The following is a 25,631-nucleotide window of genomic DNA, read 5'->3' on the forward strand; positions in this document are numbered from 1 at the left end:
AAATTTTCTGTTAGCGCTGAGAAAATCCAGCAATCGTTCATTCAAACAATCGCGGTGTACAAAAACCGAGAATCTTTATGGATAATAAATAATCATATGACATTGAACAACCTCAGAGCCTTTATTCTGATAAGTGTGGGTTTGATTGGGCACAAAGCGCAGTGATTCCCCTTTACGAATTTCATGCTCTTCCCCCGCAAATTCAATTGTCAGGGATCCTTCCATCACGGTAATGTATTCCTCAACTCCCTCAGGATGAGGTTCCGAAATGTGATGGCAGCCTGGCAGCAGCTCAATTAAAAAAACTTCAAACTTCTTCCGTGCGTCAAAAGGGAAGATCGAATAAACCCGATATTTATCATCATTTTCTCTGATGGGGGTTACGGAGTCTTTACGGACAATGGAAATATTGGATTCTTCCTCTTGGATCAGGGAAGAAAAGGATACTTGGAAGCCAGTAGCAATTTTCCATAGAGTCGTGACAGTCGGGCTTGATTCGCCTCTTTCAATTTGACCAAGCATGGCTTTCGATACCCCTGTCCGAATCGCAGCCTGATCAAGGCTTAGCTGTCTCAATTTTCGCAGCGACTTCACTTTTTCTCCGATTTTTTTTTGAATTTCTTCCATATTTTTTCTCCCTTGGATTGTATGTTTTAACGTACATTTGTATAATATATTACAATATTTTAAAAAAGATTGACATAGATTTAGAGTATCATAGAAATGCACTGATGGGAGGACAGAATATGGAGGAAAGTGTTTATACCAAAGCGGGAACAGCGGCTTCATTACATTTTAAACAGGGCTTAAAGGCGGGTACCAGTATTGCGATTGGCTATTTTCCTATAGCAGTAGCCTTTGGTCTGATTGCCAAAACCACAGGTTTAACTTTATCTGAAACGGTATTTATGAGTCTTTTTGTATATGCGGGGGCTGCCCAGTATATGTCCTTAAGCTTGATCGAAGAAGGAATTGGAATGGCCGAAATTGTCCTGACAACTTTTATTGTTAACATCAGACATTTACTATTATCAACGTCCCTTAATGAAAAAGTAGAAAAAGACTCTGTGTTTAAAAAAGCTGTCTATGCCTTTGGAGTTACAGACGAAACATTTTCTGTGGCATCGATTACGAAAGAAAAGTTAACAACTGGCTTTATGTACGGTTTAACGATTATAGCCTATTTGAGCTGGGTCATCAGTTCAGGAATCGGATATATTGGCGGCTCGCTAATGCCGCAATTTTTACAGGAAAGTATGTCGGTCGCATTGTATGCGATGTTTATCGGGCTATTGGTGCCTTCATTGAAAGGGAATAGAAAAGTAATGTTTCTGGCTTTAGTTGCCGCTGTGTTTAATACGGTTATAACGATGTCGGATGTCATGTCATCTGGGTGGGCAATCGTAGCTTCGACTTTAGCTTCTGCTATTTTAATAGAATGGGTTGAATGGATCAGAAATCGAGGTGTTGTTCAGCATGACTAGCCCAATTTTTTGGATGATTGTTGGAATGGGGATTGTGACGTACATACCAAGAATGCTTCCTTTTGTCCTGATTCGGGGAAAAGAGCTTCCGCCTTTTATTCAAGGGGTATTAAAAAATGTACCATATGCAACTTTAGGCGCGCTTATTTTTCCAGCGATCTTTTTTATTCAAGAGGAGCTCTGGTTTGGTGTCGTGGGCGCGATTTCCGCATTTGCAATTGCATTCATCGGTGTGAATGTGATTGTGGTTGTGATTGGAACGGTGGCGGTATTGTCGATTTTTTCTTTGTTTTAGGAATGCTTAATTACTATGATATCTGGGTCTTCATTACGAAGGTCTTTTTCATTGTTTAGTAAACAAAATTTGAGTGAAAAAGAGGAAGAAGAGTCATTAAAAATAAGAGCTTCTAAAGGACCAAACCGTATGGGAAAGAGGAGGCGGAGTCCTTGAGAGGGCTTTTAAATGACCAAATTGGATAGGAAAGTGGAAATAGAGTCATTGAGAAAGCTTCTAAAGGACCAAATTGGATGGGAAAGTGGAAAAACGTCCTTGAGAGGGTTTCTAAATGACCAAACTGGATGGAAAAGAGGAAAAAATGTCTTTGAGATAGTTTCTAAAAAGGACCAAAATGGATACGAAGAGAAAATAGGCCTTATACTCCCAAGATAAATAAACTGTGAGGTTATAAACCTCAAAATAATGGATACCCGCTCTAATAGGTTTAGCCTTGGACCCAGTAATGTGCGAGGAGCCTATTCTTAAATTTTTTAGCGGACATACGTTCCTTTATATCCAAAAAAACCACTGTTATTGTAATTTAAAGGACATACGATCCGCTATTTACTGGAAATCTAGCAAAAAGTGCATGTTTTTGCCCTAATAACGGAACCAGTGTCCTGTAATTTTGGAAATCGCCTATTTTGTCACAAATAACGGAACTGATGTCCGCAAGAACTCTGCTCGCTGCCACACTCTTGATTTAAAAAGGCACCCACATTTGGGTGCCCTGATAAATAAACTGCTATAGTACTTAATCAGAATCGGAACTGCCTATTTTCTTTTTTGATCCCTCTATTTCTTTTCCTTTTACGAACGTCCAAATATCAGAAATCGTTCTTCCTGTGTACTTATCTTCGACAATCACATACCATGAATAAGCCTTATTGCTCTCTAAACCGTTCCAAACTGCTTCAGCAATATCCCCGCTTTTTACTTTATCCGTATCAATTACATGGTCTGTATAGATATTAACAGCAAAATAATCGGTTGCGACTCTCTTTTTACTTGGAGCTAAATCAAGATTGATGACAAACTCATCTTTTCCGGGAAATGCCCCAGTATCATAGTAGTTATAATCATCCAAGTAAGGAGAGTACGTATTCACCAAGATCCGATTATTGTCCTGATCGAAATGAAGCAGTCTCATATAGCCCTGACCGCCTTCAGGTCCAGCCTGATAATCTGCAAGCATTTGTGTGACTTGACGATCTGCGACACCGTCGCCATCATCATCGATTTGATCTACCAGGGTTTGTGCCTCATGGTAATGACCGCTGAGGACGGCAATGACATTCGGATTGGGCAGCACAATTTCATTGTAGAGCTTTTCGCCAAGCGGGTGTCTAGATCCCGTTGCGAGCAAATATTCGTGGAAATTTAATATCGCGAGTTCGTCTGGATGAGCGGCAAGCACTTCATTTACCCATTGTATCCCTTCATCTGTTACACCCCAGCCAAGATAAACCATAATGAAATCATTTCCGCCCGCTGAAATTAAATCATAATGTCCGCGGTTGTTTAAATAAGACCCGCCGTAATATGGCTTATCCTTGAAACGATCTTCGCCGAAGTACTTATAGTACTCCGTGTAGTCATTGCTTACCTGGTCCACATCATGGTTCCCTGCCAGCACTCCATATGGGATCTGATGGTCATCAAGGACTTTCATAAAGTTATCCGCATTTTTCCATTGATATTCCTGGTTTGATTTATTAACTAAATCACCAGTGTGGAACACATATTTAATCTTTAGTTCTTCTTGTTTTTCAGCAATCCACTCCGTTTGTCGCTCATAAATATAAGGGAAGCTTTCTGAATAAAATTGTGTATCCGACATCCAGACAAATGTGTAATCATAATCATCCGGTGTACTCGGAATTTCGTCTTGAACAAGTACATTTATTTTTGAATCCTTGACATATTCACTCACAGTGACTAGTCCCTTTAGCTGAAAATCCTCAGTCCCTGCAATTTTATAGTCGATTAATGTCCATTGATTGGAACCGTGATTCCATGCATACATCGATACTTTTCTGCCCTCAAGCGAATTCCCTTTCCAATAAAGTTCGACGCGGTCATTTTCGTCTAAGGACTCGTCAACGGTAACATCAAAACGATGATAAGGGAATTGGGTTTCAGAATCTGAAATTAAATAGCTCCCGTCTGCCTTAGAGACAAGCTGTATATCCTCTGAGGTAAAAGCTTGTTCTCCTTCTGGAACCATTTGCAGCGGCGGCTCAAACTCTGTTGCATGTTTAAATCCTTTTACATGTACGTCAGTACTCAGGTCATACTTATATCCTTTGTAAAAAGTAACATCTAACTTATCGTTTGTTGGATCAGTAACCTTTACCTGTAATTTCGGATCACCATCGACTATCGAATGATTAGCTGGTGACACAACTTCAGGCTGACTTGGGTTTTCATCTGCAACCGAAAACTCAACACGCGTCTCTTGTTGATTTCCCGCTTTATCAAAAGCTGTGATCAGCAGTTCGTGTTCACCTGGAATCAGCTCCGCGGAAGATGTTTCAAGTGGTACTTGAATATCTTTACCGTCTAGTAAAACCTTGTAGCTGTCAACACCCGAAAGTTTATCCTTTACATCAACATCAATGGAAAAGGCGCCTTTGTATTCCTTTCCTTCCTTCAGGCTAGTTTTGACAGTCGGTGCTGTATTATCTACTACTAGCTCAGAACTAACCTCTTCGTCTTTATCCTGAACCATCACTACATGTTTGCCATCTGATACAGAGGTAGTGTCCCACCTATAGGTTTTTGAGCGAGCCTCGTTTTCAGTAATCGTAAAGGTAAAATCAACAAATGGGTTCGCATCATTCATTTTAAGAATTTGAGATGGGTCACTGTATGAAGGATCCTTGATAATAGTTCCATCAGCAAGCACCAAGCGAACATTTTTCAAATCAAAATCATCGCGATTTTCGGCAGAATCTAAATCAAACGGTGATGCTTTATTTCCTGTACGAACGGTAATGACTGTTTCTCCAACTGCCAGCCGTTCAGGTTCAATAGGAATGCTAAAGGTTTTCCACTGTGTTAACCAATCATCATCCATGGTGTATAGAACTTCTTCCCCCATCGTTACTGCGTTTTGGAAATACGTGTTGAGACCATTTACTTCAAAAGCAAAATAAGCAGTATGCTCTACCGATTGGTACAACCCTTCCGTAACCTCATTACCATCAATGAACATTTTAATGTCATCGGGAGCATCTGTTGCTGATGTAGCCTTGAGTTCCTTTTCACCGCGCAGGATTTCATCACTTTTTACATTTAATCTAAGGCTAGAGGAATCGAGTTCATTCGTAATCGTTACTCGATAGGTATCACTTGTGACCTCTGTGCTGCCATCAGAAACTACCAAATAATAATCAACAAATTGATTCCCAATTAAATCAGGGGAATAGATCATATGATGATATAGCAAATCATCGTAATTCTCTTGTAAAATCGCTTCTCTATATGTGTCTTGGTTATCAACTTTATAAAATAAACGAACTGATTTTACTTCCTTATCGTCAGTTACATTAGCAGTGATATCGATATTGTCCTTTTGATTCACCTCTGTTACGTTTGTTAGGTTTTCAATGGTTGGCGGCACAGTGTCTTCTTCCGAATGAACTGGCTCGCTTGGAACCTGGAAGCCCTCAACCCTTCCTGGTGTAGCATCTAGGATGCCAATCTTTTTACCAACTGTTGATTTATCAGTGGGGTACCCGAAAACAATCCCTTTATTTGCAAACGTATCATCCACATTTGGTTCGTCATTGTAATAAGAAACAGAAATTTCTTTATGTGTATTGGTTCCAATCACAAGCCCGCGCATACTGCCATTTGCCATACCGTCACTGTAGATTCGGACTATATCTTCATTTTCGACTAAGCTTGATCCGTAGTTTGCGTTAAAATCTGCAACTGTTTGCTCCCTGTTTTGCGTATTGATAATCCAAAGCACGAGCGTTTCTCCAGCCGGGATTACCACTTCTTCGGGATCTGAGGGCCAAACCACATCTGTAGCTGGATCGGTTCCATATCGATAATACATTTTATAATCTTTAAAATTGATTGCTTGATCACTGTTATTATAGATTTCAATAAATTCATAGCCATCAGCCGTTCCGACATTTGTGGTATCAGGTACAATCTCTGTAACTAGTAAATAAGGAATACTTGTAAAATCAACCTCTGGCTGAACTACCTGAATCGTATATTCATCTGTAGTGGTGAAGTTCACACCATCTGATGCTTCAATAAAGTACACAATAGGTTCATACACATGAAAACTTGGAATTTCTGCCATATATGTTTCGCCATTAGGACTCATTGGTATCGATGTAAAATCAAGGTCACTCTCTTTTTTATAATGAAGCGTAACTACTGGGACAGCGACGTTGTCTGTCACTCTTGCTTCAATCTGGATTGAGGTTAATGGCTGGCTGCTAGTGATTGGAGTATGTGTAATGACAGGAGCTTCGACGTCCTTTGGCTGATCGGGTAAAGTTACCGGCGTTTCTGGTACTTGAATGGCTTCAATGGTACTAGGAGTTGGTAACGTTAAGACTTGATGCTTGACCATTTCAGTACCTGTTGTTGGATACTTGTATTCTACAACGGCACCTGTATTATCTGTTTCACCGGACAGATAGCTTGCTGAAATCACTTCAGCACCAGTATGGTCTTTTATGACAATAGCCCGATTTCCCCCATTGGCGAATCCCGGAAACACATCGTTAAATTGAACGACCTGCTCCTCCGATAATTCTGTTCCAAAGTTTGCGTTGAAGTCTGAAAGTGTCTTGTTCCCATTATTAAACCAAAATACAAGTGTCTCTTGGGGTTCAATTGTTGTCACTGGGATTTGAAAAGATAACTCATTTCCTGTATCTGTATACCGATAGATAAATGAGTAATTCGTTAAATTTAGTGGTTGATTTGTATTATTGTACAGCTCAAAATACTCATAATAATCAGTTCCGGATCCTTGTGAGTTTGGTGATATTTCCGTAATTAAGAGATGTGGCAGACTATTATAATCCACTCCATCTTCCTGAGAAACGGTTACTTCAAATGGGTTGCCTTCTGGGTAGATGATTTCGCTATCCGGTTGGCTAACAGTAATATAGTATTTTAAAGTGTCTGTTATAAGCTGATCTTTAGTGACAACAGCCTGGTACGATGATCCTTCCACTAGATTCATAGGAATGGTGTGAAATCCTTCATCTGGTGATGTTTGATAATGAAGTGCAGCAGTGAATTCGGCAGCATTCGTAATCTCAGCAGCAATCACAACATCTTCTGAAGCTTTTACTTCTGTAATAGGAGTGTGCTGAATAACAGGAGAACCTTTGTCCTCCTCTGTCGCTATTTCAAGCTCAGAATCTTTCTCATCTTTTGGAGCAGAGTCATTAATGGTAGACTGTGATGCCTCTTTAGATGTTTCCTCTGGAGTCGTTGTCCCATCAGAACTTGGAGCAGCAGTTGTGTCTTCTTCTGGTTGTGGAGTAGAGTTAGTGGTTGTAGAAGATGTATGATTCTCTGCAAAGACTAATCTTGAGTTACTTGTAAAACTAACATTTGAAAGTAAGATTGCTAGAATAAATAAAAATATCATCCCTTTTTTTAATTTGTTTCTCATTCGTTTCCCTCTCATACGGACCTCCTGTTTATGTATAAGCTTTTAAATTTAATCTTATATGTAGTCTATTAATAGTTTGTAAACCCCATGTTAAAATGTAATAAATATGTGAGGAATGAGACAATGGACTCAAAACCTGCCAATACCGAATAAAAAATAAGGCTGTTTTCTAAATGATTGTTACTTTTAACAGTTCATATTTAATGAAATAAGCTTAACAAGAGACCCCGCAGGCGCCATAGCGCCGAGGAGGCTCCCCTCAATCGCCCTAAGGTCCGCGAAGTGTATTTCAACTGCGGTGTTTAACAACAAAACATATGAAAACAGCCAAAAATAAAAACAGAGTCCAAATATAGTACAGGTATGAAATTCTTTCCTCTTGGTCTAATTTTCATTTTTTCGCTTACAATGATAAAAGAGCATGTACAAAAGGGGGGACAGGCGATGTCTAAAAAATGGGGAGTCCGGGGGATTCTTCTTTACATTTTGTTTGGATTGCTGATGTTTGCTTATTTATTTTACTGGGCTGATCATACGATACCAGAAAGTTTGCGGGGAAGTGTAGCCGATCCATCGACCTTCATGACAGAGCGTGAACTAGTTTTATCAGAGGAATATTCGAAAATCCGCTATTTGCTAAGCTTGCTCTCCACTCCGTATGAATGGTTATTTTATCTGCTTGTCTTAGTGACGGGTGCTTCTCTGTTAATGGAGAAATCCGCCGAAAAAATATCTAAATATCATGCAGTTCAGTCAGCCGTCTACGTTTTTTATTTATCGATTCTCTCTTTTATCGCAATCTTTCCTTTTCAATATTTAAGCCATCGTTTCTCAGTTGAGTATGGGATTTCAAACCAGACATTTTCAGCCTGGATGAAGGATGAAATGCTTGATTTCTGGTTAGGCTTTTTGACCACTTTTATTATTGTCGCCGCCATTTATTGGCTAATGAAAAAAAGTCCGAAACGCTGGTGGCTCTATGCCTGGCTTTTCTTCGTTCCGTACGCAACCTTTTTTGTTTTTATTCAGCCGATTGTGATAGACCCGCTGTACAATGACTTTATGTCTTTACAAGATAAAGAGTTAGAAAAAGAAATCCTACAGCTGGCCGATCAGGCTGACATTCCGGCAGAACATGTGTATCAGGTGAATATGTCGGAAGAAACCAATGCAATGAACGCCTATGTAAATGGGATCGGAGCAAGCTCAAGAATTGTGCTATGGGATACGACTTTACAGCAACTCTCAAAGGATGAAATATTGGTGATAATGGCGCATGAAATGGCACACTATGTTAAAAAACATCTCTATTTTGGTCTAGCTGGCTATTTAGGCTTGTCTTTGGTTGGATTATGGATTCTGTCTAAGCTTGTGAAGCGTTGGGGGGAACAATATAAAGACACTCTTAAAATTTCAGGCTGGAACCGTCTGAGTTCACTCCCGTTATTATTTGCTTTGCTTTCATTCATGCTGTTTGCGGCAAGCCCTATTTCTAATGCCGTTTCCCGATATTCGGAAGCTAGTGCTGACCAGTATGCGCTAGAATTGACAAAAGACCCGGATGCAGCCATCTCAACCTTTCAAAAGCTGACGAAAGCAGGTTTAAGTCAAGTTCAGCCTCCTTTATTAATTAAATGGTTTTACTATACACATCCTACGATGCTAGAACGTCTTATAATGATTCAGGATTTTAGAACGTCTGAAAATTAAAATGCAAAAGGCTGTCTGCTTACCGGAAATACCCCGATGGCATGACAGCCTTTTGCATGAAGGGTTATAAGATTTTAAGAATGGAGAACACTTTGGAGTTTTTTATATTCTTTTGCTTTTTTATGAAAGGTTCTGATGTCTCCCTGTTCTAAAGCCTTATCGATCTCAGACATCAGCCTGTCCGATTGGAACTGTAGGAATGCTTCGAAGAAGAGTGACTCAATGTACAAGTCTAACACATATTGGCCATTTGGCTTTAAAGGTACTAAGGCACCAGCTTTGGATGAGTCAGAATACGATTTTCTTTGAGTCATTTTATATCACTCCAACTCTTTTTCTTAGTATATGGCACCCTAAAAAAAATAACAACTAATAATTCTAAAAATTTAAATAATTAATGTACCAATTTTTGAAAATATTTGTACAAATTTACAATTATATGGTATTATAGTCACAAATTGAAAGGAGATGAAACAATTTGAATAAAAGCCAGAAACTGAAAACGGAATATGAGATCCGACCGGACACAATGGCGATTATCCCTCATACATATGGATCTAAAACATTTTCAATGGTAAAGGAAACGACCGATTCATTTATTGTTCCAAAGAAACCCCTCGAGATTATAAAAGAAAGCTGTGGGTATTTTGGCTCAAGTTATCCAGGCAGGAAGGAAGGCACAAAACAGTTAATGTCGATTACTCATAAAGCTCCTGTCGCTATCGATCCCTATCATTTTATTTATTTTTTCCCTACTCATTCCCCATCACGAGAACAATGCTCTTGGATTTCCCTGCTGCATGTATTGCATTTCTCTGAAACAAATCAAAATGACACAGATGTTAAATTCGTCAATAATGAGGTTGTAACTATTCCCACGTCAATTGATGCATTTAGAAGCCAGCTGTTTAGAACCTCCTTTTTGATGGTTCGTTTTATACAGCGAATGGACCTTCCCAGTAAAAAATGGTTTATGATCCCGCCAAAAGTTGAGAACGGACAAGCCTTTGAGGAACCGCTTTTTATTAACAGCTTATTTAATAGATAGTGAGTCTCCCTCATCCTTGTTGTCCAGCACTACTTTTACACCCAGAAAATATTTTGTAATAAGCTCTTGAACTTTGTTGCGGATTCTCGGATTGAAATAATTATGATATTCCTCATAGCCCTTGTACAGAAAAAGGTACGTGGTAAACGATTCGTCCCTCTTTGATTCTTGCACACTTATATTTTGCTGCCTTAAATACTTTTTCACTTCACGCAAATCTTTTTGCACTATAATCATTTTTTTCTCAAGCAGCTCTTGGTATGGCTTCTTAAGCTTTACAGAACTTTTATTAATGGCCATTAAATCTCTCTCAAAAATGGTCAAGACCATTGGTAAATAAATCGCATATTCTATGATGTCACGGTCATGGTCTGGGATTTTTGTCATATGCCCACCTCTCAAGGGAACATTTGTTCGTATATATCATACATGAAAGACGAGATGGTTTGCAAGTTTTGTTATCTTCATTGTTCCCTAAAAAAATAACAAAATTTTTAAAATGGAGAAGGGAAATTTATTTTGATTGTCGAAATAAATGGAGAGTAATACATCAGGAATAAGAGAGGATGAAGGGAAATGACAGAAAAACGCGGCATTCGCCCAGAAGATTTATATAAGCTAAAATCGGTAACTGACCCAAGGCTATCGCCAAATGGGAAAAATCTTGTGTATGTAGAAACGCAGATATCTAAAGAGAAAAATGATTATAGCTCTAACCTTTATTTTATCAACTTAGATCAAAAAGTACCGGTAGCCTGGACATTTGGAGATAAAAAAAATCACTCTCCACGCTGGTCGCCGAGTGGGGATGAGTTAGTCTTTGTTTCCAACAGAAGCGGAAAAAATCAACTGTACAAGCTACATCTAAATGGCGGCGAAGCTAAGCCTTTGACTGAACTGGAAAATGGGGCAAGCAAGCCAGTATGGTCAAAAGATGGGAAGAAAATCGCTTTTTCAGTAGCTTTAAAACCTGAAGAAAAATTAGGTGAAAAGCAAGAAGATGAAGAAAAAAAGAAGGATGAAAAAGACAAAGAATTAAAACCGCTAGAAGTCGCAGAAATGAAATATAAGTCAGACGCCAGCGGCTTCCTCGACGGAAAACAAAGTCAGGTTGCAATCCTTGATTTAGAAACTGGTGAAATCACTCAGCTGACAGAAGGCGTACATAGTCATAATGCTGAAGATTGGTCACCAGACGGAAAACAGCTTCTTATTTCCAGCAATCAGGATGAAGAGAAGGACTTTTCATTTAATCTTGATTTATATATTTATAATCTTGAAACAAGTGATAAGAAAGCTCTCACTGAAGGGAAAAAAGGAATGTTCTACGGTGCTTCCTGGTCACCAGATGGCAAGTATATTGCCTTTTTAGGAAATGAAAGGGAATATGAGAATGCTACTTTATCTAAGGTTTGGCTCTATGATGTTGAACAAAACAGCTCAAAATGTGTAACAGCTGACTGGGATGTTGCGGTAGGTGATTTTGTTGCAGCTGATTTCCAGCAGGGGGCTGTAGGGCCTGGTCTTATTTGGACAGAGGATTCAAAGGGATTCTTTTTGCAAATTTCTCATCAAGGGTCCACGCAAATCGTCCATTATTCATTAAATGGAGAAAGAGCATCCTTAACTCCAGGTAATGAGCATGTGTACGGCTTTACTGTAAATGCAGCAGGAACGTTAGGGGTAGCAGCTGTTAGCGAGCCAGCGCATCCTGGCGACCTTTATCAATTAGATATAAAAACTGGTCATAGAGAACAGCTAACAGCAGTTAATCAAGAATTTCTAGCTGAAGTAGAGCTTGCCGCTGCAGAGTCATTCGTCTATAAAGGTGCAGAAGGCTGGGATGTACAAGGCTGGATCATGAAGCCTTTTGGCTTTAAGGAAGGCGAAAAGTACCCGTTGATTCTAGAAATTCACGGGGGACCTCATGCGATGTATGCCAATACTTTCTTTCATGAGTTTCAGGTGTTAACGGCACAAGGCTATGTTGTTTTATTTGCGAATCCAAGAGGAAGCCATGGTTACGGTCAGCAATTTGTCAATGCGGTCAGAGGAGATTATGGCGGCAATGATTATAATGATTTGATGGCAGCTGTTGATTACGCATTAGAAACGTTTGACTTTATTGATTCGGAGCGCCTTGGTGTAACTGGCGGAAGCTATGGCGGATTTATGACCAACTGGATTGTAGGACATACCAACCGCTTTAAAGCAGCTGTCACACAGCGTTCGATTTCTAACTGGATCAGTTTCTACGGAGTTAGTGACATTGGATATTACTTTACTGAGTGGCAAATTCAGGCGGATTTGACCGATATCGAAAAGCTTTGGAAGCATTCACCGCTTGCTTATACGGATAAAATGGAAACACCTTTATTAATTCTTCACAGCGAAAAGGATTACCGCTGCCCGATTGAACAGGCAGAACAGCTATTTATTGCACTGAAACGTCAAAAGAAAACGACGAAGTTTATTCGCTTTCCAGAATCAAACCATGAATTATCCAGAAGCGGAAAACCAAATTTACGAATGAAACGTTTAGAAGCGATTCGTGATTGGTTTGCAGAATATGTGTAATCGAAAAAAGCCTTGTCTAGCGGACAGGGCTTTTTTTTAGCAGATTCTAAACAATCGGACAGTTTGTTTTTACAAAGAAAGGGGTATAGTGGATATATGGACAATCATGGAGAAAGCTAAAAAACATTACTATATTGCAACTCTTTTGGCAAGGTAATATATGCTATACTACTACTATTAGCCCTTTTTCTGCCATATATTCCCTATAGAGAAAAAGTAAGGAGAACAACATGGATTTTCAAGACTTTTCAAACTGGTTTACTGAAGAAAATATTGAGGAAGTGATTCAGAATTATAAAGCGCTAGGGCCAATAATGGGTATATTTTTACCATTTCTTGAAGCTCTCTTACCGTTCTTGCCTCTCGTTTTATTTGTTGTAGCAAATGCAAATGCGTTCGGCTTCTTCTGGGGTTTTTTGTTCTCATGGATTGGTTCATGTTTGGGTGCTTTTGTCGTTTTTTTGGCGTTCCGAAAAATTGGACAAAAAAAGTTTTTTAGGATAATCAGTCAGAATAAAAGAGTCTTGAAGCTAACCAATTGGGTGGAAAGACACGGGTTTGGCCCCTTATTTTTGTTACTTTGCTTTCCTTTTACACCATCAGCTCTTGTCAATATCGTCTCAGGTTTATCAGCGATCAAACCTTATCAATATGGATTAGCGGTTATGACTGGTAAATTTGTTATGATTATTTCCATGACTTTTGTAGGTTATGATATTACTTCATTTTTGGACCACCCGGGAAAAACGATCATTGTGCTCATTGTTATTTTCATACTTTGGATTGTGGGAAAACGAGTAGAAGTGAGTTTAAATAAAAAAATAGAAAAAGAACAAATGGAGATGGATTCAAAGTAATAGAGAACGAACAAAAGAGGGAGACGCTTGTAATGGAGACACTAAAAAAAGAAAGCATTGAATGGTTGAAAGCTCTAGGGATTGGATTGGTTATTTTTGTTTTTATCCGGACTTTCTTATTTTCAAGTTACGTGGTAGAAGGAGAATCGATGATGCCTACCCTTGAGGAAGGCAATAAGCTCGTTGTAAATAAAATCGGGTATACACTCGGATCGATTGATCGATTTGATGTCATCGTCTTTCATGCAAATGAGGAAGAAGATTACGTGAAACGTGTTATTGGCCTTCCTGGCGATCAAATTGTTTACGAAAACGACCAGCTTTTTATTAATGGAAAAGCGGTTGAGGAACCCTATCTAACTAACTATCGGAAGACAGCATCTCCAGGTCAGCCCTTAACTGGGGACTTTAGCTTAGCAGAACTGTGGAAGACTGAAACGGTTCCAGAGGGAATGCTATTTGTACTTGGGGATAATCGTCTCGAAAGCTGGGACAGCCGCCATTTTGGGTTTGTTCCAATTGACAAGGTCGTAGGCGAAGTAAACCTCCGTTACTGGCCATTATCTGAAGTCGATACAAGTTTTTAAAATATAAAAAGAAGAACAGCCAGTTTCTTGAACTGGTTGTTTTTATTCCTGCAAAAGGGAGAGTGCCTATATCCGGTAAGCTCCAAAATAACCGGGGCGTGCTTGTCACGCCCCGGTTTTTATCAATTCTGTAAATTCAGAGAGACTATTCATAATATTTTGAGAAGGGTGAACAGAATTATGATAGAATAGTGAAAAAGTGATATTTTTTTTTAGGTATAAAGGAGGGGAGCGTCATAAATCAGATGATTGTGCATACAAAGTTAATGCCGCCGCAAGTTCGGTCTAATTATATTCGCCGTGCCAGTTTGTTTAAGAAAATGAAAGCGATTTCGAACTATTCGGTTACAATTCTTACGTCTGGAGCGGGATATGGAAAGAGTACGGCATTATCACTTTATGTACGGGATGAAAAAGTAGCTTGTTCGTGGTATACGATTACATCTCATGATGATGATATTCTCCCTTTTATCGATCATGTTATTTATTCGATTAAACGTCTATTCCCCGCCTTCGGGAAGGAATTAAAGGAATATATACAGGAAATGGATCGGTACATTCGCGAAGAGGAACTGTTTACACTTTCCTCCATTTTTGTAAATGAGATTCATCTCCTTGGCTCTCCGCTTATTTTAATATTAGATGATTTTCATCATACTGAAGGTTCATATCTGATCCAAAAATGGGTAGAACTTGTGGTTGAGCATATCCCAGATTCCTTGCATCTGGTTCTTTCTACACGATCACGCCCTAATTGGTCAGTTCTAACGAAGCTCAAAGTGAATGGGAAACTTTTAGATATGGGAGAGTCCGATCTTAAACTATCGATCGAGGAAGTGGAGCTCCTGCTCGTTGATTATCATGAACTGAATGTGACGAGAGAGGATATAACAAATATTTACCGATTAACGGAAGGATGGGTTATTGCCATCAGTATGATTGCAGAGAACCTGAAATTTGAAAACATTGAGTCAAAAAAAATTGATTTCACCCAAACGTCTCTGCTTGATTTATTTCAATATTTAGCATTAGAAGTTTTTACGAAGCAGCCCCCGATGCTGCAGCAATTTCTGGAGCAGACCTCTGTGTATGATGAAATTTCAGCAGAATTATGTGAAGAAGTGTTAGGGCTAACTGGTGCAAAAGCGATGCTTAGCCAGCTTTCGCAAAAGAGTCTATTCCTTCATGCCGACGTTCAGGGAACGTACAAGTATCATGCCCTATTTCGTGAGTTTCTCCAAGGCCAGCTGTATAACAATCAGCCAAAACAGTACGAGATTTTACATGAACGAAGTGCCCGCTATTATGAGAGAAATGGGGATTATGAAAAGGCAATCCGGATCTATGACAAAATAGGACGGAATTTTGCTGTTGCAGCAATTTTACAGGAACATGGCGATCAGATGCTGAAGGAGGGCAAATTAGAAAGTCTATATGAATTTTTGAAAAATCTGCCTGATTCAGAGAAGGACCGTTACTATAAGTTATGGTTTTATGAAGGTGAAATTTTGCGTTACCGTTCACGCTATGCAGCTGCGGAAAAATGTTATGCTCAAGCTGAAAGGATGGCACTTCAAGCGAAGGATATCGAACAGGCATGTCTCGCTCTTGAGGGCTGGGCGCAAATTTATCTCGATACGATTCAGCCGCGAATGGCTGAGAGAATCCTCAATCAAGCCATTCAGCTAAGAGAGAGCAGTAAGCAATCATTGGCTGATACTTCTCGCAATTTATACTGGATGATGGCAGAGAACTATATTAATGCTGGGGAAGCAGGACGTGCAGAGGTTTGGTATAGCAAAGGAGAAAAGGTAATTCGGGAAGAAGAAAAGGAAGATCTTTTGTTGGCTCGCATTTATTTAAGAACTGGGAGGTTCTTAGAAGCAAAGAAGCTATTGGAACAAAAACAAACGAAACAGAGCCCTGATAAAAAATTGCCCCAATCTCATCGGGAATCTGTTCTGCTTTTATCATTAATGGAAGGTATGATGGGAGATGCTCTCCGCTCAAAGGAGCTAGCTCAAGCAGGAATTCAGTTAGGGATTCAGTCTAAATCCCCATTTGTTGAAGCTTGTGGCTGGATTCGCATGGGGCATGCCGTTCAGCTTTTAGAAGAATACAATATAAATCTTGCCGTTCAGTGCTATGAAACCGCCCTTGACATGATGGAACAAATGAATATTTCACGTGGTAAAGCTGAGCCCTATATGGGTCTATGCCTCTTATATGGCAGTTTAGGTGAATTCGAAAAGGCAAGAGATATGGGGACTAAAGCTCTTTTTGAAACAGAAAACGTAAAGGATGTCTGGCTCAGCTCTTTGATCCAACTTGGGCTTGGGGTTTGTGCCTATTATGAGCGTGACTTTGCGAAAGCCAATCCCCATTTTGAAAAAGCTCTAAACCATTTCATTCAATGTCAGGATCAATTTGGCGAGATGATTTCCATGCTCTGGCTTGCTTTAGTTGCCCTTGAAACAGACCAGAAGGCTTCATTAAAAATACAGCTTTCAAGTTTTATTGCGACTTGTGAACTGAAGGAATATGAATTTGTCTTTTATCACCGGACGTTGTTTGGTCCCAAGGACACCCAGGCACTTGTTCCACTACTTTTAGAAGCCCAGAAATTAGGGGTTCATAAAGAATATGTAACGAAAATCTTAAGCGGGTTGGGGTATAAGGATCTGGATTCTCATCCGGGCTATACCTTAAAGGTAAGAACACTTGGGAGTTTCAAAGTTTTTCTCGGTGACCAGGAAGTAGAGGAGAAAGAGTGGCAACGGGGAAAAGCGAAGGAGCTATTTGAACTTTTTATTACTAATCGCACTAATGTTATTGAAAAGGATGAAATTATAGCTTATCTCTGGCCAGACTCGGATTCAGAACGGGCTTCAAGGGACTTTAAAGTGGTTCTGAATGCGTTAAATAATGTTTTAGAGCCAAAGAGAATGAAAAGAAGCCAGCCTTTTTATGTGATTAGGCAAGGATCTGCATATGGTTTAAACCCGGAAGCTAAGATTTGGGCAGATACCGATTATTTTCAAGATTGGATCCAGGCGGGACTCGAAGAAAAAGAAGTAAAGAAAGCAAGGGAATTTTTACATAGAGGTCTCCAAGTTTATAAAGGGGAGTATATACCAGAGCGACGCTTTGAAGACTGGTGTATTCAGGAACGGGAAAGACTGCTGACCCTTTATTTAAGAGGAGCAGAAAAATTAGCCCAGCTTCATGTGAAGGAAGAGGATTTTGACCAGGCCATTTTTTGCTGTGAACAGATTTTACAAAAAGACAGGACTTGGGAAGAAGCATACCGATTATTAATGTATAGCTATTATCGGAAAAATAATAGACCACAGGCTTTAAAATGGTATAAACGCTGTGTCGATGTATTACAAAAGGAATTTGGGGTAGAGCCGTTAGATGCAACGAAGCAAATGTATGAAATTATTATACAATCCAGTCAAACTTGAGCCGGGAGCAGGATGCTTCCGGCTTTTGTATGCTGCCTTGTAACCAATTTGTAACTGCCCTCGTTTACTCTTGACACAAAGCTTATGTGCTTTAGTTATTCAACTAAACAAAGGGGGATTTATGTGAAATCATTATTTCAATTGTCAAAACTAGCATTGCTGTTTGTTTTTATCCTGTTTATTGCATGTGCCTGTGCGTCTAACACAACGCAAGAGTCACCAACACCTAAAGATCAGGGAGGAAATACGACTCCTGAAGAAGAGGAAGAAAAGGAACCAATTAAAATTGGAGTCCTTGCATCCATGACGGGTGCTCTAGAATCTTATGGTCAGCAAACAACACGAGGATTTGAACTGGGAATTGATTACGCTACAGATGGAACTGGAGAAGTGGCTGGCAGAAAAATAGAAATCATTATTGAAGATACAGAAACAAAACCAGAAGTAGCTGTTCAGAAGGCAACAAAACTTCTTGAAGAAGATGGAGTCGATTTCTTGGTTGGTTCTTCGAGCTCAGGTGACACTTTGGCAGTTATCGGGTTAGCAGAAGAATATGAAAAAATTATGATTGTAGAACCGGCTGTTGCCGACAGTATCACAGGTTCTGAATTCAATCCATATATTTTCAGAACGGCTCGAAACTCTTCACAGGATGCCGTAGCCGGAGCAGCAGCTATTGCTGGAGAAGGTGTGAAAATTGCCACATTAGCACCTGATTATTCATTCGGTTGGGATGGGGTAGCGGCCTTTAAAGAAGCGGCTGAAGCGCTTGGTGCTGAAATTGTCCTAGAAGAGTATGCAGATCCGGCCGCAACTGACTTTACTGCTAATATTCAAAAGATTGTAGACGCAGACCCCGATTATTTATTCGTCGTTTGGGCAGGAGCTAATTCACCATGGCAGCAAATTGCGGATATGAAACTTCAAGAAAAAGGAATAAAAATTTCTACGGGTGCACCTGATATTCCTGCTCTTTCACTTATGGAACCGTTAGTTGGTATGGAAGGATTTTCTGTTTATTATCATGAATTGCCAGATAATGAAATCAATAATTGGCTTGTCGAAGAACATAAGAAACGATTTGACGGAAATGTTCCGGATCTTTTCACTCCAGGCGGTATGAGTGCTGCGATTGCAATTGTCGAAGCTCTTGAGAAAGCTGAAGGAGACACGGACGCAAATAAACTAATTGAAATCATGGAAGGCATGAGCTTTGAAACACCAAAAGGAACCATGACGTTCAGACCTGAAGATCATCAGGCTCTGCAAACTCTTTATGCGATTCGATTAGAGAAGAAGGAAGGAGTTCCATATCCAGTTCCGGTTTTAATTCGTGAATTAGGTCCGGAAGAAACGGCTCCTCCAATTCGTAATTAAGGAAAAGGTAAGGGGTCAGACCTCTATTAAGGGGTCAGACCCCATCTTTTAGCACCATTTTTTAAGGAGGGAATATTCACGTGACCTTTGCTTTGGAAACCACGGAGCTTTCGATAGAGTTTGGCATGCATAAAGCAGTTAACCAAGTGTCACTTCAAGTAAAAAAACATGAATTAAAATCGATTATCGGTCCAAATGGCGCCGGAAAAACAACGTTTTTTAATCTAATCAGCGGCCAGTTAAAAGCAACGGAAGGTAAAGTGTTCCTTAATGGAGACGATATTACGAAGCTCTCACCCACGGTTAGAACTAGAAGAGGAATTGGGCGTTCTTTTCAATTAACCAATGTTTTCCCTAATTTAACTGTTTTAGAAAATGTCAGATTAGCTTCACAGTCTAAGGCAGGCATCAGATTTCAAATGCTAAGACATTTCGCTTCTTATAAGTCAGTTCAAGAAAATGCCATGGAACTGCTGGAGCTGGTCCTTTTGAAGGGAAAAGAAGGGGAACTGGCAAAAAATCTCGCTCATGGTGAGAAACGAAAGCTTGAGCTTGCTATGCTCCTAGCCCTTGGAACCGATGTTTTATTGCTCGATGAACCAACTGCGGGGATGTCATTAGAAGAAGTGCCAGCGATTCTTGAAGTGATTCACTCGATCAAAGCCAGAGGGGATAAAACCATTCTTCTCATTGAGCACAAAATGGATATGATTTTAGATTTGTCCGACTCAATTGCCGTATTATATAACGGAACCCTATTAGCAGATGGAAATCCTCGGGAAATTATGGACAATGAAACGGTTCAGCAAGCGTACTTAGGAGGACTTTACAATGAGTTCACTGCTTAGTTTGGAAAATGTAGAAACCTTTATTGGCCAATATCACATCCTCCAGGGTGTTAATCTTGAAGTAAAACAGGGGGACATTACTGTTTTATTAGGGAGAAACGGTGCAGGGAAAACGACAACATTGCGAACCATTATGGGCTATTATCCGCCATCTAAAGGTGTCATCACATTTGTGGGAGAACGATTAAATGGGTTAAAAACTTTCCAGATTGCTAAAAAAGGAATTGGCTATGTCCCAGAGGATCAGGGAATTTTTCCTTTCTTAACTGTTGAGGAACATATGAAGGTTGCTATGCAAAAAAACAATGATCATACGAAATCACGGGTTGAATGGGTCCTTGAATTGTTTCCTGATTTAAAAAAGTATTGGAAAAAAGAAGGCGGTCATTTGAGCGGTGGTCAAAAGCAAATGCTCGCGATTGCCAGAGCCTTCGTTAATGATAACCGCTTGCTTCTCATCGATGAGCCGAGTAAGGGACTTGCTCCAATTGTAGTGGAAAAGGTGATGGAAGCTTTAGTTCAAATAAAAGAGAAAACATCCATTTTACTGGTGGAACAAAACTTTTTAATGGCCAGTCAAATAGGGGATTCCTTCTTTATTATGGATGACGGTAAAACTGTTCACTCTGGTGAGATGGAGCAGTTAAAACAAGATGAAGATTTACGCAAAAAGTATTTAGGGATTGCATAAAGGGAGGCAGAAATATGGAGATGCTATCAGTTGTAGCAAACCTGACGATTAATGGGTTGGCAACCGGGATGCTTATATTCTTACTCGCTGCAGGCCTCACTTTAATTTTTGGGCTAATGGATGTTTTGAATTTTGCCCATGGCGGACTATTTGCCTGGGGGGCCTATGCCGGGATTTGGATTTACAATGAGACAGCAAGCTTTTGGATCGGAATCCTTGGAGCCATACTGTGCGGATTATTACTAGGTTTATTTACTGAAAAGTTAATTATCAAACCAGTGTATGGAAATCATATTCAGCAAATTTTGATTACGCTTGGATTTATGATGGTGCTTTCTGAATCTCTAAAGGTTGTGTGGGGACCAAATCAAATTCATGCCTCTACTCCAGGTTTTTTAACAGGAAGCTGGGAGATAGGCGGCATTATTTTGATAAAATACCGCTTATTCATTATTGCTATTGGACTTTTAATCTTTGTCTTAATCAGCTTTGTTTTAAAGCGAACCAAAATAGGATTAGTCGTAAGAGCTGGAGTCATGAATAAAGAAATGGTTCAGGCCTTAGGAATTAATATTCAAAATGTTTTTATGTGGGTATTTATGGTGGGTGCGGCATTAGCCGCTCTTGGCGGGGTTTTGTTAGGGCCTTATTCAGGTGTCATTCATGCGGAAATGGGGATGGAGTACGCGATTCTTGCATTTATTGTGGTTGTGATTGGCGGAATGGGGAATTTTACTGGCTCGATTTTAGCTGCCATCTTAGTTGGATTAGCTGGAGCTTTTATGGCCTATTTTGTTCCAGACCTTTCGCTCGCGGTCAATATGATCATTATGGCCCTTGTATTAGTTTTCAAACCACAAGGCTTATTCGGAGCAAAGGGGTGAGAGTATGGCAGTATTGAAACGAAATCCAGGAATCGTGTTTTTCGTATTGGCAGCAGCTGTTCTTTTCTGTTGGCCATTCCTCTATGAATCTAGAAGTTTACTGATTCTTTTAACGCAAGTTTTTATTTTTGCTGCTTTTGCGATGAGTTACGATCTCTTATTAGGCTATACGGGAATCGTCTCGTTTGGGCATGCGATGTTCTTTGGAATTGGCGCCTATATGACAGGAATTTTTATGAAGCATATTGAACCGACAAACGTTTATTTATTCTTATCAATTCTTGCCGCTATTGTTGTATCTGCTATCGTAAGCTACATTGTGGGTTTGTTAACATTACGGTTAAAAAGTCATTTTTATGCAATGCTTACTCTTGCACTTTCTGGACTCTTTCTCGTTTTAGCCGAAAAATGGAGAACAGTCACATTTGGAAACGACGGCTTCACCTTTCGCGTACCTGATTTCTTAAGAGATCGACTAACCTTTTATCTTATTTGCCTAGTTTCTATGTTAGTTATTTATCTATTTTTAAGACGATTTACCCAATCTCCGCTTGGCCGGGTACTTCAGGGCATTCGTGAAAATGAACAGCGAATTGAATCATTGGGCTACCAAGTGATCCAATACAAAATAATTGTGAGTGTGGTGGCAGGTGTAATTGCTGCATTTGCCGGTAGCTTATATGGAATTTCCCTTAGATATGTTAACACAAGTGTATTTGCTATGGATATTACACTGGATGCCTTGCTGATGACGATTATAGGAGGAGTAGGGACACTGGTAGGTGCCATTATTGGTTCTGGGATTATTGAATTTACACATCATTGGCTGACTGAATTGGCGAAAGTGCATTGGATTTTTGAACGGTGGATCATCATTTTCGGGATTATCTATATTTTGGTGGTGATCTTCTTCCCGCAAGGAATTGTCGGAGCCTGGAACAAAATTCGGACTCGAAAAAAATCAGCTTCAAAGGAAAAGAATCAATCAAACTTAAAATCTGCGAATCATAAGGCTTCTTCTTAAGGAGGGTTTGTAGTGGATGAAAAAATAGTAGATTCCTTTATTGTCCGAGTCCAAAAAGTGGATGAGGAAAAGAAACGAATCAAGGTGGTTCATGTTCAGCAAGGAGAAGAGAGAATCGTAGAATCTTTAGAAGAAGCCTATCATTGTATGTGCCAGATGCTTGATTCGGCTAAAGATAAAGGGGGGAGTTAACGTATGTCAATCGGAATTGTCAGTACCGGTGTATATCTTCCCGAAACTTTCATGACCAGTCAAGAAATTAGTGACCAATCCGGCCTCCCTCTTCATGTTGTAGAAGAGAAGATGGGAATCAAGAAAAAGCCGGTTGCAGGATCAGATGACCATACCTGTGAAATGGGGATTAAGGCCGCCAAGGCTGCACTGGAAAAGGGAGGTATTAATCCAGAATCGATCGATCTTGTCATATATATTGGTGAAGAGTATAAAGAGTATCCTTTATGGACAGCAGGTATTAAACTCCAAGAGGAAATTGGTGCGAAAAATGCATGGGCCTTCGATATAGCTCTCCGCTGCGGCACTACCGTTATGGCTTTACAGGTTGCCAAAAGCTTAATGATGACTGGTAACATTGAAACGGTCTTGTTGGCAGGAGGCTATCGCAACGAGGACTTTATAGATTATCAAAATCCAAGAACCCGTTTTATGTATAACTTAGGTGCTGGAGGAGCGGCCATTGTCCTAAAAAAAGGAATGCAGCGTAATTTGCTGCTAGAAGGTTCCATTATCACGGACGGCTCCTTTTCGGAAGATGTTATCGTACCGATTGGCGGGACGAAGCATCGTCTGCACGAAGGTTTTGATGAAAAGCTGTATAAGTTTGATGTTCCAGATCCGGAAAGCATGAAAACGAGACTGGAAGAAAAGTCGTTAGCTAATTTCCTAAAAGTGATTCGTACTTCCATCGCGAAATCAGGGTTCACTGAAAAAGACATTGATTATGTTGCTATGCTTCATATGAAGCGTTCAGCTCATCAATACGTCCTTGATCAGCTGGGCTTAAGTGAAAATCATTCCATATATTTAGAGGATTTTGGACATATCGGACAAATGGATCAAATTATCTCGTTAGAGCTTGCACTCCAAGAAGGAAAAATTAAAGACGGTGACGTAATTGTTTTGGTAAGCGCAGGTATTGGGTATGCGTGGGCTTCCACAGTCGTACAATGGGGAACGTTTAATTAATGGGAGGAGATAAGATGAAAACGGTCATAAACTATTCGGTTCTGCCAAATGGGGAAAGAATCGCTTATCAGGAAAGAGAAGGCGGAGATATTCCGTTTGTTCTGATTCATGGAAACATGACTTCATCGGTTCACTGGGACATCGTCATAGAAAGGCTAGATCCGAAATTTAAAGTGTATGCGGTTGATATGCGAGGTTTTGGGCATTCAAGCTACCATCAGAGAATCGAATCGATTCGCGATTTTTCTGAAGATATAAAAGCGTGGGCTGATGAAATTGGATTAAGAAACTTTATTTGTATGGGCTGGTCTACTGGAGGAGCAGTCGGAATGCAGCTAGCTGCTGATCATCCGGGTTACATATCTCAGTTGCTTCTGCTCGCTTCCGCTTCTACAAGGGGATATGCTTTCTATGCGGCTTTAGAGGATGGTCTCCCAGATGTAAATAAAAGATTTACGAGCCTTGAGGAAATTAAACAGGATATTGTGAGAACAATCCCGATCCAAAATGCTTATGATGAAAAGAATAAGGGGTTCCTCGAGGCAGTGTGGAATGCTGCCATTTATCGAAAAAAACAGCCGGAGCGGGACAGATATGACCGTTACTTAGAGGACATGTTAACCCAAAGAAATTTAGCAGAAGTGTATCATGCTTTAAATACGTTTAACATCAGCCCTGAATATAACGGATTAACAGAAGGAACGAACCAAGTTAAAGATATTATGATTCCAGTTGCCGTTTTATATGGAGAAGAGGATATGGTTGTTTTGAGACAGATGACGGAAGAAATTTTAGAGGACTTTGGCGGAAGAGCAGAAGCTTTTGCGTTAAAAGGCTGCGGCCATTCACCGCTAATTGATGATCCAGATCAATTGCTTTCCGCGATAGAAGGGTTTTTACAGAAAGTCGGGGTGTAATAGATGAGGTTAAAAAATCGGGTTGCTATTATTACAGGTGCCGCTAATGGGATTGGATTAGAAGCGGCGCATGTATTTGTGCGAGAAGGGGCAAAGGTGGTGCTCGCTGATTTTCAAGAAGAAGCAGGTAACACAGCTGCTCAAAAACTGAAAGAAGAAGGGTACGAAGCATTATTCGTGCAAGTGGATGTCAGCAAAAAAGAGAGTGTCACACATCTGATAGAGCGCACCCTTGATGAATATGGAACGATTGATATTTTAGTCAATAATGCAGGAATTACACGGGATGCGCTGCTTGTCAAAATGACAGAAGAAGATTTTAAAAGAGTTCTAGATGTGAATGTAACCGGAGTTTTTCTTTGTACCCAGGCTGTTGTTCCAATTATGGCAGAAAAGGGATATGGGAAAATTATTAACACCTCTTCTGTCTCTGGAGTTTATGGAAATGTCGGCCAAACTAATTATGCAGCCAGTAAAGCAGCGGTAGTAGGTATGACGAAAACATGGGCCAAAGAACTGGGGAGAAAAGGAATTCGGGTTAATGCCGTTGCACCAGGATTTATCGAAACAGGAATGGTTGAAACCGTTCCTGAAAAAGTAATCGAATCTTTGAAAAAAATGATTCCAGCGATGGAACTCGGAAAACCAACCGATATTGCAAATGCATACCTTTACCTTGCTTCTGAAGAATCTCATTATGTGAATGGAACAGTTCTCCATGTTGATGGAGGAATCATTATGTAATAGTTGTATTTTTTTAAGTGGTCTGACCCTACAGCTTTAGCGGGGCTAGGCCCTTTTTGTTTGTAATATATAGAGAAGGAATTTTACTGGATGGGAATAACGAAGAAGTGTCCATGAAAGAGCCTCTAAAGGAACATACCAGCCCAGCTCTTTTTTGAAAGACACTTCCTAGATCCTCTTCCGTTTTATGTTCCTCATGCGTTAGTTAATCCACCAACATCTTATGTAACTCTTTTGTAACTCTGCTTCGATACCTTTAGGGTACGGACTGGATGAT

General features: G+C 39.9%; 22 protein-coding genes. 18 read left to right on the forward strand and 4 right to left on the reverse strand.

The genetic code is table 11. The annotated features are described in order from the left end of the window. Positions 1–75: 75 nt before the first annotated feature. The gene (locus tag CRO56_RS09305) at positions 76–627 is read right to left on the reverse strand and encodes a helix-turn-helix domain-containing protein (RefSeq protein WP_097158332.1); all 552 of its coding nucleotides are present in this window, start codon (positions 625–627) and stop codon (positions 76–78) included. 119 nt (positions 628–746) lie between these two features. Between CRO56_RS09305 and CRO56_RS09310 the strand changes: the two genes are divergently transcribed. From CRO56_RS09310 to CRO56_RS09320, 3 genes are all read left to right on the forward strand, one after another. Then, the gene (locus CRO56_RS09310; protein WP_097158333.1) at positions 747–1,484 is read left to right on the forward strand and encodes an AzlC family ABC transporter permease; all 738 of its coding nucleotides are present in this window, start codon (positions 747–749) and stop codon (positions 1,482–1,484) included. Then, positions 1,477–1,779: an AzlD domain-containing protein gene (locus CRO56_RS09315; protein ID WP_097158334.1), complete on the forward strand. Its 303-nt coding sequence runs from the start codon at positions 1,477–1,479 to the stop codon at positions 1,777–1,779. The genes CRO56_RS09310 and CRO56_RS09315 overlap by 8 nt, the downstream gene beginning before the upstream one ends. Positions 1,780–1,947: 168 nt before the next feature. After that, a complete protein-coding gene (locus CRO56_RS09320) occupies positions 1,948–2,154 on the forward strand; it encodes a hypothetical protein (RefSeq protein WP_097158335.1) in 207 nt (68 codons plus the stop codon). A gap of 361 nt (positions 2,155–2,515) precedes the next feature. On the opposite strand, the gene CRO56_RS09325 is transcribed toward CRO56_RS09320, so the two are convergent. Then, entirely contained in the window at positions 2,516–7,420 is a 4,905-nt protein-coding gene (locus tag CRO56_RS09325) for a lamin tail domain-containing metallophosphoesterase family protein (protein ID WP_245855727.1), read from the reverse strand. Between the two features lie 444 nt (positions 7,421–7,864). On the opposite strand from CRO56_RS09325, the gene CRO56_RS09330 reads away from it, so the two are divergent. Next, a complete protein-coding gene (locus CRO56_RS09330) occupies positions 7,865–9,130 on the forward strand; it encodes a M48 family metallopeptidase (RefSeq protein ID WP_097158337.1) in 1,266 nt (421 codons plus the stop codon). A gap of 74 nt (positions 9,131–9,204) precedes the next feature. On the opposite strand, the gene CRO56_RS09335 is transcribed toward CRO56_RS09330, so the two are convergent. After that, the gene (locus tag CRO56_RS09335) at positions 9,205–9,444 is read right to left on the reverse strand and encodes an IDEAL domain-containing protein (protein ID WP_097158338.1); all 240 of its coding nucleotides are present in this window, start codon (positions 9,442–9,444) and stop codon (positions 9,205–9,207) included. A 164-nt stretch (positions 9,445–9,608) separates the two neighbouring features. Between CRO56_RS09335 and CRO56_RS09340 the strand changes: the two genes are divergently transcribed. Next, complete coding sequence (locus CRO56_RS09340; protein WP_245855729.1) at positions 9,609–10,178, forward strand: competence protein ComK; 570 nt, start codon at positions 9,609–9,611, stop codon at positions 10,176–10,178. Here CRO56_RS09340 and CRO56_RS09345 read toward each other — a convergent pair. Continuing rightward, complete coding sequence (locus CRO56_RS09345) at positions 10,164–10,565, reverse strand: YhjD family protein (protein WP_097158339.1); 402 nt, start codon at positions 10,563–10,565, stop codon at positions 10,164–10,166. The genes CRO56_RS09340 and CRO56_RS09345 overlap by 15 nt on opposite strands. Positions 10,566–10,754: 189 nt before the next feature. On the opposite strand from CRO56_RS09345, the gene CRO56_RS09350 reads away from it, so the two are divergent. The 13 genes from CRO56_RS09350 to fabG all read left to right on the forward strand — a co-directional run bounded on the left by CRO56_RS09350 (position 10,755) and on the right by fabG (position 25,354). Further along, positions 10,755–12,755: a S9 family peptidase gene (locus tag CRO56_RS09350; RefSeq protein ID WP_097158340.1), complete on the forward strand. Its 2,001-nt coding sequence runs from the start codon at positions 10,755–10,757 to the stop codon at positions 12,753–12,755. A gap of 230 nt (positions 12,756–12,985) precedes the next feature. After that, positions 12,986–13,612, forward strand: a complete 627-nt coding sequence (locus CRO56_RS09355; RefSeq protein WP_097158341.1) for a TVP38/TMEM64 family protein — start codon at positions 12,986–12,988, stop codon at positions 13,610–13,612. Positions 13,613–13,644: 32 nt separating this feature from the next. Beyond that, entirely contained in the window at positions 13,645–14,199 is a 555-nt protein-coding gene (gene lepB, locus CRO56_RS09360) for a signal peptidase I (protein WP_097158342.1), read from the forward strand. 245 nt (positions 14,200–14,444) lie between these two features. Further along, the gene (locus CRO56_RS09365; RefSeq protein WP_245855730.1) at positions 14,445–17,666 is read left to right on the forward strand and encodes an AfsR/SARP family transcriptional regulator; all 3,222 of its coding nucleotides are present in this window, start codon (positions 14,445–14,447) and stop codon (positions 17,664–17,666) included. Positions 17,667–17,789: 123 nt separating this feature from the next. Beyond that, positions 17,790–19,043, forward strand: coding sequence for a substrate-binding domain-containing protein (locus tag CRO56_RS09370; RefSeq protein ID WP_354237427.1), 1,254 nt, complete (start codon positions 17,790–17,792; stop codon positions 19,041–19,043). Positions 19,044–19,123: 80 nt separating this feature from the next. Next, positions 19,124–19,891, forward strand: coding sequence for an ABC transporter ATP-binding protein (locus tag CRO56_RS09375; protein WP_097158345.1), 768 nt, complete (start codon positions 19,124–19,126; stop codon positions 19,889–19,891). Then, positions 19,875–20,582 (forward strand): ABC transporter ATP-binding protein, encoded by a 708-nt coding sequence (locus tag CRO56_RS09380; RefSeq protein WP_097158346.1) that lies wholly within the window; start codon positions 19,875–19,877, stop codon positions 20,580–20,582. Before CRO56_RS09375 ends, CRO56_RS09380 begins: the two co-directional genes overlap by 17 nt. A gap of 14 nt (positions 20,583–20,596) precedes the next feature. Continuing rightward, positions 20,597–21,466, forward strand: a complete 870-nt coding sequence (locus tag CRO56_RS09385; protein WP_097158347.1) for a branched-chain amino acid ABC transporter permease — start codon at positions 20,597–20,599, stop codon at positions 21,464–21,466. A gap of 4 nt (positions 21,467–21,470) precedes the next feature. Next, positions 21,471–22,490 carry a branched-chain amino acid ABC transporter permease gene (locus CRO56_RS09390; RefSeq protein ID WP_097158348.1) on the forward strand — a complete coding sequence of 340 codons (1,020 nt, stop codon included), beginning with the start codon at positions 21,471–21,473 and terminating at the stop codon, positions 22,488–22,490. A 12-nt stretch (positions 22,491–22,502) separates the two neighbouring features. Next, positions 22,503–22,682, forward strand: coding sequence for a hypothetical protein (locus tag CRO56_RS09395; RefSeq protein WP_097158349.1), 180 nt, complete (start codon positions 22,503–22,505; stop codon positions 22,680–22,682). A gap of 3 nt (positions 22,683–22,685) precedes the next feature. Then, on the forward strand, positions 22,686–23,693 hold the full coding sequence (locus tag CRO56_RS09400; RefSeq protein ID WP_097158350.1) for a 3-oxoacyl-ACP synthase: 1,008 nt from the start codon (positions 22,686–22,688) through the stop codon (positions 23,691–23,693). Positions 23,694–23,707: 14 nt separating this feature from the next. Further along, positions 23,708–24,610 (forward strand): intracellular short-chain-length polyhydroxyalkanoate depolymerase, encoded by a 903-nt coding sequence (gene phaZ, locus CRO56_RS09405; protein ID WP_245855733.1) that lies wholly within the window; start codon positions 23,708–23,710, stop codon positions 24,608–24,610. A 3-nt stretch (positions 24,611–24,613) separates the two neighbouring features. Then, a complete protein-coding gene (fabG, locus tag CRO56_RS09410) occupies positions 24,614–25,354 on the forward strand; it encodes a 3-oxoacyl-ACP reductase FabG (protein WP_097158352.1) in 741 nt (246 codons plus the stop codon). Positions 25,355–25,631: the final 277 nt, after the last annotated feature.

Source organism: Bacillus oleivorans (assembly GCF_900207585.1).
GTDB lineage: Bacteria > Bacillota > Bacilli > Bacillales > JC228 > Bacillus_BF > Bacillus_BF oleivorans.

Bases quoted from the DNA above. Each gene is read 5' to 3' on its own strand.
- CRO56_RS09305 (WP_097158332.1), bottom strand. From the start codon at position 627: ATGGAAGAAATTCAAAAAAAAATCGGAGAAAAAGTGAAGTCGCTGCGA.
- CRO56_RS09310 (WP_097158333.1), top strand. From the start codon at position 747: ATGGAGGAAAGTGTTTATACCAAAGCGGGAACAGCGGCTTCATTACAT.
- CRO56_RS09315 (WP_097158334.1), top strand. From the start codon at position 1,477: ATGACTAGCCCAATTTTTTGGATGATTGTTGGAATGGGGATTGTGACG.
- CRO56_RS09320 (WP_097158335.1), top strand. From the start codon at position 1,948: ATGACCAAATTGGATAGGAAAGTGGAAATAGAGTCATTGAGAAAGCTT.
- CRO56_RS09325 (WP_245855727.1), bottom strand. From the start codon at position 7,420: ATGAGAAACAAATTAAAAAAAGGGATGATATTTTTATTTATTCTAGCA.
- CRO56_RS09330 (WP_097158337.1), top strand. From the start codon at position 7,865: ATGTCTAAAAAATGGGGAGTCCGGGGGATTCTTCTTTACATTTTGTTT.
- CRO56_RS09335 (WP_097158338.1), bottom strand. From the start codon at position 9,444: ATGACTCAAAGAAAATCGTATTCTGACTCATCCAAAGCTGGTGCCTTA.
- CRO56_RS09345 (WP_097158339.1), bottom strand. From the start codon at position 10,565: ATGACAAAAATCCCAGACCATGACCGTGACATCATAGAATATGCGATT.
- CRO56_RS09350 (WP_097158340.1), top strand. From the start codon at position 10,755: ATGACAGAAAAACGCGGCATTCGCCCAGAAGATTTATATAAGCTAAAA.
- CRO56_RS09355 (WP_097158341.1), top strand. From the start codon at position 12,986: ATGGATTTTCAAGACTTTTCAAACTGGTTTACTGAAGAAAATATTGAG.
- lepB (WP_097158342.1), top strand. From the start codon at position 13,645: ATGGAGACACTAAAAAAAGAAAGCATTGAATGGTTGAAAGCTCTAGGG.
- CRO56_RS09365 (WP_245855730.1), top strand. From the start codon at position 14,445: ATGATTGTGCATACAAAGTTAATGCCGCCGCAAGTTCGGTCTAATTAT.
- CRO56_RS09380 (WP_097158346.1), top strand. From the start codon at position 19,875: ATGAGTTCACTGCTTAGTTTGGAAAATGTAGAAACCTTTATTGGCCAA.
- CRO56_RS09385 (WP_097158347.1), top strand. From the start codon at position 20,597: ATGGAGATGCTATCAGTTGTAGCAAACCTGACGATTAATGGGTTGGCA.
- CRO56_RS09390 (WP_097158348.1), top strand. From the start codon at position 21,471: ATGGCAGTATTGAAACGAAATCCAGGAATCGTGTTTTTCGTATTGGCA.
- CRO56_RS09400 (WP_097158350.1), top strand. From the start codon at position 22,686: ATGTCAATCGGAATTGTCAGTACCGGTGTATATCTTCCCGAAACTTTC.
- phaZ (WP_245855733.1), top strand. From the start codon at position 23,708: ATGAAAACGGTCATAAACTATTCGGTTCTGCCAAATGGGGAAAGAATC.
- fabG (WP_097158352.1), top strand. From the start codon at position 24,614: ATGAGGTTAAAAAATCGGGTTGCTATTATTACAGGTGCCGCTAATGGG.